The organism is Quisquiliibacterium transsilvanicum (assembly GCF_014202215.1).
In the GTDB taxonomy this organism is placed as follows: Bacteria; Pseudomonadota; Gammaproteobacteria; order Burkholderiales; family Burkholderiaceae_E; genus Quisquiliibacterium; species Quisquiliibacterium transsilvanicum.
Genome location: NZ_JACHGB010000007.1, coordinates 254,314 through 263,220 on the forward strand (window position 1 = coordinate 254,314; position 8,907 = coordinate 263,220).

An 8,907-nucleotide genomic window follows, 5' to 3' on the forward strand; every position below is an offset into this window, starting at 1 on the left:
ATCAAACAGCGGTGAACTCCCTCATGCCCAGGAAGACCAAGGACGCGACAGCAAAGCCCGTCAGCAAGAAGCTGAAGCGAAGCGATGCCGGAAAACCGTTGGGCGGCTTCCTGGACGTCGACACGGTAGGCACCCTCAAGGATCTTCGCAAAGCCACCCGCCACACCCAGGATGACCTGGCGCTCGCTATGGGGGTGGGTCAGGGCGCGGTCTCCCGGATCGAGAAGCGCGACGACATGCTGGTGTCCACGCTGCAGCACTACGTGGCAGGCGTCGGGGGCAGCTTGAAGATGCTGGTCACGTTCCCGGGCCGCCCGCCGCTGGTCGTCGAGCGCCTCGGAAAGAAGAGCGCCACGTCTGCCAAAGACACCGACAGGAAGCCCGACAAGAATTCCGCCGGCGCCAATCGCCACGCGGAGCACTGATTCAGCATGGTTGACATTCCCACGCCGTATTACCTGATCGACAAGCAGGCGCTGCAACGCAACCTGGACATCATCGAGCACGTGCGCAAGCACTCGGGCGCCAAGGTCCTGCTGGCGCTCAAGTGCTTTGCCACCTGGTCGGTGTTCGATCTGATGCGCCAGCACATGGACGGCACCACTTCGTCGTCCCTGTACGAAGTCAAGCTGGGCCATCAGAAGTTCGGCGGCGAGACCCACGCCTACAGCGTGGCCTATGCCGATCATGAAATCGAAGAAGTGGTCGCGAGCTGCGACAAGATCATCTTCAACTCGATCACCCAGTTCGAGCGTTATGAGGCCTTCGCCGAGGGCAAGCCGGTCGGCCTGCGGCTGAATCCCGGGGTGAGCCACTCGGGCTTCGACCTGGCCGATCCCGCGCGAAAGTTCAGCCGTCTGGGTGAAGGCGATCCCGAGCGCATCCGGGCAATCGTCGATCGGATCGACGGTGTGATGATTCACAACAACTGTGAAAACGCCGACCTGGGCCGTTTCGACGAGCTGCTCACCCAGGTGGAGCAGCGGTACGGAGACCTTCTGCGGCGCCTGAAGTGGGTCAGCCTGGGAGGCGGCATCAGCTTTACCACGCCGGGCTATCCAGTCGATGAATTCTGCGAGCGCCTGCGCAGCTTTGCACGCAAATACGACGTGCAGGTCTATCTCGAGCCCGGCGAGGCGGCGGTCAGGCATGCCGCCACGCTGGAGGTCAGCGTGCTGGACGTCGGCTACAACGGCAAGCACCTGGCCGTAGTCGATGCCTCCACCGAAGCCCACATGCTCGACCTGCTGATCTACCGCGAGTCGGCGCCCCTGGGCGCCGATGCCGGTGATCACCAGTACATGATCTGCGGCAAGACCTGCCTGGCGGGCGACATCTTCGGTGAAGGCCGTTTCCCCGCTCCCCTGCAGGTCGGAGACCGCATCTCGATCGGCGATGCCGCGGGCTACACGATGGTGAAGAAGAACTGGTTCAACGGCGTCAGCATGCCGTCGATCGCCGTCAGGGAAGTCGATGGCACCGTGCGCGTTGTGCGCCGGTTTTCCTTCGATGACTACGTCAACAGTCTGTCCTGACTGGACTGCTCGGAAACCGGAACCGGAGGGAGACCCAGATGAAACGCAACGTGCTCATCATCGGTGCAGGCGGCGTGGCCCACGTCGCAGCGCACAAGTGCGCGCAGAACAACATCTCGCTCGGCGACATCCATGTCGCCTCGCGTACGCTCGGCAAATGCAAGGCGATCGTCGACTCCATCCGGGAAAAGGGCAGCCAGCGCGGCTCGGGTCTGCTGAAGGCGCATCAGCTCGACGCTCTGGACGTCGAAGCCACCAAGGCCCTGATCCGTTCCACCGGCAGCCAGATCGTCATCAATGTGGGCTCGCCCTTCCTGAACATGTCGGTCATGACGGCGTGCATCGAAACCGGCGCCGCCTATCTGGACACGGCGATTCATGAAGATCCCGACCAGGTGTGCGAGCCGCCGCCCTGGTACGCGAACCACGAATGGAAGCGCCGCGACGCCTGCCGCGCAGCTGGCGCCACGGCGATCCTCGGCGTGGGTTTCGATCCGGGTGTCGTCAACGCCTACGGGCGTTTCGCAATGGACGCGTATTTCGATGAGGTCGAATCGATCGACATCATCGACATCAATGCGGGCAGCCATGGCCGCTACTTCGCCACCAACTTCGACCCGGAAATCAATTTCCGCGAGTTCACGTCGAACGTGTGGTCCTGGGAGGGTGGCCAATGGAAGTCCAGCAGGATGTTCGAGCATCGGAAGGACTGGGACCTGCCGGTGGTGGGCAGGAGCACCGCCTACCTGACCGGACATGACGAGCTGCATTCGATGTCGAAGAACCTGGGCGTGCCCAACATCCGTTTCTGGATGGGCTTCGGCGACCACTACATCAACGTGTTCACGGTGCTCAACAGTCTGGGCCTGCTGTCCGAGAAGCCCGTGCGCACCGCCGAGGGCCTCGAAGTGGTCCCGCTGAAGCTGGTCAAGGCCGTGCTGCCGGACCCCGCTTCACTCGCGCCCACCTACATCGGCAAGACCTGCATCGGAGACCTGGTCAAGGGAACGAAGAATTGCAGGCCCAGGGAAGTGCTGGTCTACAACGTGTGCGATCACAAGGATTGCTACGAAGAAGTCGGCAGCCAGGCAATTTCCTACACTGCGGGCGTGCCCGTCGTTGCCGCGGCCATGCTGATCGCGAATGGCGTCTGGGATGTTCGCCAGATGGTCAATGTGGAAGAGCTCGATCCGAAACCGTTCATCAGTCTGATGAACCGCATGGGGCTGGTGACCCGTGTGCGCGACGAGCAGGGTGACCGCGTTCTGGATCCGTACAAGGAAAGCCCTGCAACCGCGCGCTCGCCAAAGCAGGTCGTCGACGCGCCGGCCGTGTGAGCCAGAGGGCCCAACTCCAGCGGGAAGGCCTGGTCGTTGCCCACGCGCTTGAGCAGGATGCGCACGGCATCCGACAGGGACAGCCCCACGGCTGCCAGCGCCTCGCTCGCTTGCGTCTTGAGTTCGTCGTCCACTCGGACGTGCAGCATCGTGGAACGGGCCATGGTCAGATCCTCCATCTCTGCGGCTTTGTATCGCTATTGAGATACGGTCAAGCGGTCGAGAGGACGGGCACAAGGGTGGCTCGGTTGCGTATTCCGGAGAACGAAGCAAAACGGGCCACCCCTTTCGGGGCAGCCCGTTTCGCTTCGATGGTGGTGGGATGGTAGCCGGTCTCCCACCGCGTCGAATGAACCCGAAATCGGGGTCTCGGCAAGTTGCGGATGGCTGCGGATCCCAGTGAGAAGCGGGCCTTGACAGGCCAATTTCGGGGGCATTTCTGCGGTTTTCACCGGCGCACGGTCGGCCACTGCTGCGGCGTCAACTTTGCGGAGGACGGGCCCGGTTCAATTCCAATTTGCGGAATCGAACCCGCGTCCGTCAGATCGCCACCTTCCACTCCCGCAACTGGCCGACGGTCTGTGTCAGCCCCTGCTTGAGCAGCGTGTCCAGGTACTCGTCCACCGTCTTGGGCGGGTTCTTCAGCGATCGGCGATGGTTGGCCGCCGCCTCGCACACGCGGGCAGCGTGCAATTCGAGCAGATCGAAGATGAAGTCGTCCGGATGCTGAGCGATCAGGCTGTAGGGCCTGAGACGTTCCGGCGGGAAGTCTTTCAGGTTGAAGGTCACGATCAGGCTGGCGCCGCCGTGAATGGCTGCGGCCACCACGTGCCTGTCAGCAGCATCCGGGAGTTCGATGGACGGGATCAGATGCTCGAAGCCGGTGACGAGGCTGTCGCGGACGTGGGCGTTCATCAGCGACCGCGTCCGCTCCAGGTCTTCGGCCTTCAGGTCTGGCCGCTGTTTCAGGACGTTACGCGTCCACTCGTCGTGGATCATGTCCGTCCAACGCGCCCGGTACAGATCGGTCAGCGCCAGACGCATCAGCAGGTCGCGCAACGGCGCCGGGTACAGCACGCACGCGTCGTAGATGACGGTGAAGTTCGAACTCATTCATTCGTACCCCATCTTGAGCGCCTGGCCTTGCTCGGCCAGGGCATCGAGGGCCTTGCTGCGCTCAGCGTCGATCCGCTCTTTGTATGCGATCACGTCCTGGTAGCGGACGCGCCGGTGCGTTCCGATCTTGTGGAACGGGATCTCGCCGCGCTCCAGCAACTGCACGAGGAACGGTCGCGAGACGTTGAGCACGTCCGCTGCGTCCTGGGTGGTCAGTTCGGCGTGGATCGGGATGATGCTGACCGCGTTGCCCTCACCGATTTCGGTCAGGACGTCCACGAGCAGCCGTAGCGCCGACACTGGAACGCGAACCGGATGGGCCGCGCCCTTGTCGTCGAAGATCTCGATCTGCTGGGTTTCCGCACGGGTCTGCAGGAAGGCAGACAGCGCCCGGCCGCTCTCGCGAGCGATGGCAACTTCTTCGGCCGTCGGCAACGAATGGGTGGGAGAGAGTGTGGTCATGGCAGCCTCCTGGGAGCTTCAAACAGCATCATGGGAGGAAGTATAATCGAAATAAACGAATAATCGCAATATCCGAAACAGAAGGGTCTTGCCGGGCAGGCAACCAACACGACGCCCATTTACACCCATTCCGCCGCCAGGCCGCGCTGTGCCTTGGCTCGTGGGCGGAACAGCGCCTTCATGGACTCCTGCCAACTCATTCGGAAGGAGACCAAGATGGAAGTCGCTCACCTCAATCAAAAACAACTGGCCGCCCGCTGGAGCATCAGCGAGGCCACCGGCGAACGCATCCGCGACAAGATCGCAGCCAGCAAGCGCAAGGGCATGTGGATGGGCGGCGTGCCACCGCTGGGCTACGACGTCGAGAACCGCCGACTGGTGCCCAACGAACGCGAGGCCAAACTGATCCGGCACATATTCCAGCGCTTCGTTGAACTCGGCTCCAGTACGGCGCTGGTCAAGGAGCTGAAACTGGATGGCGTGACGTCGAAGGCGTGGACCACGCAAGACGGCAAGACCCGCGAGGGCAGACCGATCGACAAGGGCCACATCTACAAGCTTCTCAGCAACCGAACCTACCTCGGTGAGTTGAGGCACAAGGATCAGCGGTACCAGGCCGAACATCCGCCCATCGTCAGCCGCGAACTGTGGGACAGCGTCCACGCGATCCTGGCCACCAATGGCCGGGTGCGCGGCAACGCAACGCGGGCAACCGTGGCGTATCTGCTCAAGGGCATCGTGTTCGGCAACGATGGTCGAGCACTGTCGCCGTGGCACACGACCAAGAAGAATGGCCGTCGGTACCGGTACTACGTGCCTCAGCGTGACGCCAAGGAGCACGCGGGCGCCTCAGGCCTGCCGCGCTTGCCGGCCGCCGAACTCGAGTCGGCGGTACTCGACCAACTGCGCGCGATCCTGCGTGCCCCGAATCTACTCGGCGACATGCTGCCGCAGGCGATCAAGCTCGATCCAACCTTGGACGAGGCGAAGATCACCGTGGCCATGACCCGGCTCGACGCGATTTGGGATCAACTGTTCCCGGCCGAGCAGACCCGGATCGTGAAACTGCTGGTCGAGAAAGTCATCGTGTCACCCAACGACCTCGAAGTGCGGCTGCGCGCCAACGGCATCGAACGCCTGGTGCTGGAGCTGCGCCCCGAGCCGGTCGAGCAACAAGTGGAAGCACTGGCATGAGCGACATCCGCATCCAGAAGACCGGCGAGCCCGACATCCTGCAGACCAGCGACGGCAGGCTGACCTTGTCCGTGCCGATCCAGATCAAACGCCGCAGCGGCCGCAAGCTGGTCACCTTGCCAAACGGCGAAACCGCGCCGGTTAGACCGTGGGACGTAGCACCGACCTCCATCCAACTGGCGCTGGCCAGGGGCCACCGCTGGCTGGCGATGCTGGAGTCAGGAGAGGCGAAGTCCCTCAAGGAGATCGCCGCCCGGGAAGGGATCGACAACAGCTACGTCAGCCGGATGGTCAACCTGACCACGCTGGCACCCGACATCGTGGCGGCCATCCTGGACGACGCATTGCCGAACCACGTCACGCTGTTTGATCTGGCGGTTGATCCGCCAGCACTGTGGGATGAGCAGCGGGAGCGAGTCGGGCTCTGAGGCGGTAACACCACCTCAGCTCAGCATGCCCTTGAGATCCTTGAGCATCAGGAACAGATGGTACGGATCAGTCGGGCTGGGCTCGAATTCCCACGATTCGTACCACTGCCGCGCTGCGTCGTCTTTGGCATGCACCAGCAGGCAGCGAATGCCGGCGATGTCGGCGGCCTGTGCGGTACGCAGCAGGGCGTCCTTGAGCAAGGCTTGGCCCAGACCTTTACGCTGATGCTCCTTGTCCACCGCGAGCCGCGCCAGGATCATGACCGGTATAGGGTGACGCGCAAGCCCCTTCATTATTCTTGACGGAGCAGCCTCCGGATCGACGCTGCCGACCGCCAGGCTGTAGAAGCCGACCACCACATCACCCTGGCAGCAGACGTAGGTCTGCGCACTGTTTGCCTTCTGATTGACGAGGGCATAGCGCTGCAGGAACTGGTTCAGCGCGGCCTGGCCGCAGTCGAAAGCATCGACCTGATCCGTGGCAAGGAGCTTGCGAACGGGTGCGTAGGCATCACTCAACCGAGCACCCCGGGTTCACGCAGCAATTTCTTCAGGCGAGGCTTGCTCTGCACCGGCCGATCCAGCGCTACTTGGAAGGCCTGCCACTGCGTCTCGTCGAGCACGAACTGGCGACGATCCGCCAGTGTCTGCGCGGCCGCCGTCACGCCCGCGTCGAGTAGGAACTCACTGACGTTCTTGTGGCAGGCGCGTGCGGCTTCCTGCAGCAGTTGCTTGACTGGCGTGCTTGCACGAACGTCGATGCGTTCGGTCTTGGAAAGATTCAGGGTGCTCATGGTGCCCCTCCGGACTGATCTTAGATGCCCTTATTGTAGTTGTCCGGACGGTGTCCTGACAAGTTGTTTCCTTCTCCACCCAATGCTGCAATCCAACCGCTTGATTCGTCCGCGCGTAACCCTCTGATCTGTATGGACCTGCGTTGCGGCCTTTGCGGACTTCGGGCCAGTTCCAGGGGGCGAGGTCGGAGCGAGGAATGGCCAGGAGAGAGTGGAATGTGGCCCGGAACGGCCAATTCGGGCGGCTGGCGAAGTCCGCAGGCTTCCGCAGGAACCCCCAACAACACGCGGGAACTGGCGCAAATAGACAAGAAAAAGCCCCAACTGATAACAGTTGGGGCTTCAGTATTGGTGGTGGGCCTGTAACCCGCGCCAAACCTAGATAACTCAGCGCCTTACAACCGACGCAAACCGCTGCGGAACGCTGCGAATCAGCCCCTTTTACGAGCTGAATCGTAGCAGGTCGACCCCATAACCACCCCGGTCGCCGTCGCCAGGATCACCGCCAGTTCGATCCCGTATTGCTCAATCGAACCCGCGTCCGCATTTAGAGCGGGCACCGATCGCTTGCCGTAATCGGGCTGGTTCCTGCGCGGATTGGCCACGAACCGCCCGGACGGCTCTACAGCCCGACGCGTACCGGGCGCGCGACCCGTGGCCTCCGCGCCTGGCTGGCAGTCTGGAGGTTGGCTGTCCGGGAGAGGATCCGCAGCATTGCCTGATCGTGGTGGTAGGTCCGGAACGCATCTGCCACCGCGCTGTCGATGAAGGTCGCCGTCATCTGGCCATCGGCTGGGGCGGATACGACGCCGTCCGGGATGTCCCTTGACCAGCCCCTGGCTGCCCGGAAGCCACTCACCAAGTGCGAAAAGTTCGGCCAGGCGTGGTCCAGGTGCGCGTCGTCGATGGTGACCATCACGCAGGTCAGCTCGCACTCAACCCGCCCCTGGTCGTCCCCGTACTGGGCGAATGCCTGCTTCTTGGCCTGGATGAGGTCGAGTGCGACGGCCTGCCGGCATGCGCCATAGAAGTCCTGAGACCGCCCCTTGGGCTTGCCCTTGACCGCGTCGATGTACGAGAAGTCGGTAGCGGTCCCGTCCTGGCGGACGACCCAGAAGCCAGAACTGCTCCAGCCGGTCCCGGTGTTCAAACGCCGCTCGAAGTGTGCGATCTGGCCGTCCCCCTTGGTTGGTTCACCAACCGCGTCGAGCACCGGGTCGTAGCGCTCGATGAGCGCCACCAGATCGGCGTGGTCACCCTGGTCGGAGACGCGCTGCCCGTCCTGGTACCGGTGCAGCACGGCCTTGTAGTGCTCCAGGGCACTGCTCTGGGTCCGGAAGCTCCGGGAACCGATATCGACAGCCTTTGCCATTCTTCCTCCTCCGTGTCCTGCGTCAGCGCAGCAGAACGTAAGCCACCACGGCGACCAGCGCGAGCCAGAACAGGACTCGCGCACCACTGCGCTTCGTCCCCGGCTCCTCGGGCGTGGCCTGGTTGTCCAGCGACTCGCGGTACGACAAGCCGGTGCCAGGTATACCCACGCTGCCGGTAACCTTGTCGCCACGGAAGTTCACCGACGCGCCCGGGCGCCCGACCGTCCACGACGAACCCGACTTGCTCAGGTTGAGCGTCAGGCCATTGAAGATGCGGATGCGTTCTTGGAATCGGAAGCCCATGGCGGATCACTCCAATCCGGTGAAACGCACATGCATTCCGTGCCCGCGCCACAACGGCACCGGCGCCTCATCACCGGACTCGAATGGCTGGTCCACACTGACTACGGCGACCGAGGCAAAGTGCCCGGTAGTACTCAACTTGGCGCATCCGGCGGCGATTGCCTGCCAGTTGCTCGGTCGCGCTGCGTTGTTGGAGGGAAACTTGGCGGAGCGCACGACCACCCATTCCGGTCGCTTGGTCTTGCCTACGAACCAGATTGTGAATCGCCCTGAACCGCCCCGGCTTTCGCGGAGGCTCTTTGGGTTAAGTCAGGCCACCACCTCGGTGATCTGACGGGTGATTTTCCGGTAATAGTTTGCCTCAG

11 protein-coding genes and 1 pseudogene are annotated in these 8,907 nt (G+C 62.9%); 5 read left to right on the forward strand and 7 right to left on the reverse strand.

Annotation, left to right across the window (positions count from 1 at the left end):
* Window positions 1–23 precede the first annotated feature (23 nt).
* From HNQ70_RS18180 to HNQ70_RS18190, 3 genes are read left to right on the forward strand one after another with little or no spacing between them, the layout of a single operon-like run.
* Window positions 24–425 (forward strand): helix-turn-helix domain-containing protein, encoded by a 402-nt coding sequence (locus HNQ70_RS18180; protein WP_183970433.1) that lies wholly within the window; start codon window positions 24–26, stop codon window positions 423–425.
* A 6-nt stretch (window positions 426–431) separates the two neighbouring features.
* The gene (locus HNQ70_RS18185) at window positions 432–1,535 is read left to right on the forward strand and encodes a carboxynorspermidine decarboxylase (RefSeq protein WP_183970435.1); all 1,104 of its coding nucleotides are present in this window, start codon (window positions 432–434) and stop codon (window positions 1,533–1,535) included.
* A gap of 38 nt (window positions 1,536–1,573) precedes the next feature.
* The gene (locus HNQ70_RS18190) at window positions 1,574–2,872 is read left to right on the forward strand and encodes a saccharopine dehydrogenase family protein (protein ID WP_183970437.1); all 1,299 of its coding nucleotides are present in this window, start codon (window positions 1,574–1,576) and stop codon (window positions 2,870–2,872) included.
* A 14-nt stretch (window positions 2,873–2,886) separates the two neighbouring features.
* On the opposite strand, the pseudogene HNQ70_RS20455 reads toward HNQ70_RS18190, so the two are convergent.
* The 3 genes and pseudogenes from HNQ70_RS20455 to HNQ70_RS18205 form a co-directional block, all read right to left on the reverse strand.
* Window positions 2,887–3,051, reverse strand: a pseudogene (locus HNQ70_RS20455) (type II toxin-antitoxin system RelB/DinJ family antitoxin); the annotation flags it as partial.
* 361 nt (window positions 3,052–3,412) lie between these two features.
* On the reverse strand, window positions 3,413–3,985 hold the full coding sequence (locus HNQ70_RS18200; RefSeq protein ID WP_183970439.1) for a PIN domain-containing protein: 573 nt from the start codon (window positions 3,983–3,985) through the stop codon (window positions 3,413–3,415).
* Window positions 3,986–4,450: a helix-turn-helix domain-containing protein gene (locus HNQ70_RS18205; RefSeq protein WP_183970441.1), complete on the reverse strand. Its 465-nt coding sequence runs from the start codon at window positions 4,448–4,450 to the stop codon at window positions 3,986–3,988.
* A gap of 216 nt (window positions 4,451–4,666) precedes the next feature.
* On the opposite strand from HNQ70_RS18205, the gene HNQ70_RS18210 reads away from it, so the two are divergent.
* Both HNQ70_RS18210 and HNQ70_RS18215 read left to right on the forward strand, forming a co-directional pair.
* Entirely contained in the window at window positions 4,667–5,644 is a 978-nt protein-coding gene (locus HNQ70_RS18210) for a recombinase family protein (RefSeq protein WP_246435079.1), read from the forward strand.
* Complete coding sequence (locus HNQ70_RS18215) at window positions 5,641–6,072, forward strand: LacI family transcriptional regulator (protein ID WP_183970443.1); 432 nt, start codon at window positions 5,641–5,643, stop codon at window positions 6,070–6,072. The genes HNQ70_RS18210 and HNQ70_RS18215 overlap by 4 nt, the downstream gene beginning before the upstream one ends.
* 15 nt (window positions 6,073–6,087) lie before the next feature.
* Here the strand turns inward: HNQ70_RS18215 and HNQ70_RS18220 are convergent, their stop codons facing one another.
* The 4 genes from HNQ70_RS18220 to HNQ70_RS18235 form a co-directional block, all read right to left on the reverse strand.
* The gene (locus HNQ70_RS18220; protein WP_183970445.1) at window positions 6,088–6,591 is read right to left on the reverse strand and encodes a GNAT family N-acetyltransferase; all 504 of its coding nucleotides are present in this window, start codon (window positions 6,589–6,591) and stop codon (window positions 6,088–6,090) included.
* Complete coding sequence (locus HNQ70_RS18225) at window positions 6,588–6,866, reverse strand: type II toxin-antitoxin system TacA family antitoxin (RefSeq protein WP_183970447.1); 279 nt, start codon at window positions 6,864–6,866, stop codon at window positions 6,588–6,590. The genes HNQ70_RS18220 and HNQ70_RS18225 overlap by 4 nt, the downstream gene beginning before the upstream one ends.
* 622 nt (window positions 6,867–7,488) lie before the next feature.
* Entirely contained in the window at window positions 7,489–8,238 is a 750-nt protein-coding gene (locus tag HNQ70_RS18230) for a DCL family protein (RefSeq protein WP_183970449.1), read from the reverse strand.
* A gap of 22 nt (window positions 8,239–8,260) precedes the next feature.
* Entirely contained in the window at window positions 8,261–8,542 is a 282-nt protein-coding gene (locus HNQ70_RS18235; RefSeq protein ID WP_183970451.1) for a DUF4236 domain-containing protein, read from the reverse strand.
* Window positions 8,543–8,907 lie beyond the last annotated feature (365 nt).

Bases quoted from the DNA above. Each gene is read 5' to 3' on its own strand.
- HNQ70_RS18180 (WP_183970433.1), top strand. From the start codon at position 24: ATGCCCAGGAAGACCAAGGACGCGACAGCAAAGCCCGTCAGCAAGAAG.
- HNQ70_RS18185 (WP_183970435.1), top strand. From the start codon at position 432: ATGGTTGACATTCCCACGCCGTATTACCTGATCGACAAGCAGGCGCTG.
- HNQ70_RS18190 (WP_183970437.1), top strand. From the start codon at position 1,574: ATGAAACGCAACGTGCTCATCATCGGTGCAGGCGGCGTGGCCCACGTC.
- HNQ70_RS18200 (WP_183970439.1), bottom strand. From the start codon at position 3,985: ATGAGTTCGAACTTCACCGTCATCTACGACGCGTGCGTGCTGTACCCG.
- HNQ70_RS18205 (WP_183970441.1), bottom strand. From the start codon at position 4,450: ATGACCACACTCTCTCCCACCCATTCGTTGCCGACGGCCGAAGAAGTT.
- HNQ70_RS18210 (WP_246435079.1), top strand. From the start codon at position 4,667: ATGGAAGTCGCTCACCTCAATCAAAAACAACTGGCCGCCCGCTGGAGC.
- HNQ70_RS18215 (WP_183970443.1), top strand. From the start codon at position 5,641: ATGAGCGACATCCGCATCCAGAAGACCGGCGAGCCCGACATCCTGCAG.
- HNQ70_RS18225 (WP_183970447.1), bottom strand. From the start codon at position 6,866: ATGAGCACCCTGAATCTTTCCAAGACCGAACGCATCGACGTTCGTGCA.
- HNQ70_RS18230 (WP_183970449.1), bottom strand. From the start codon at position 8,238: ATGGCAAAGGCTGTCGATATCGGTTCCCGGAGCTTCCGGACCCAGAGC.
- HNQ70_RS18235 (WP_183970451.1), bottom strand. From the start codon at position 8,542: ATGGGCTTCCGATTCCAAGAACGCATCCGCATCTTCAATGGCCTGACG.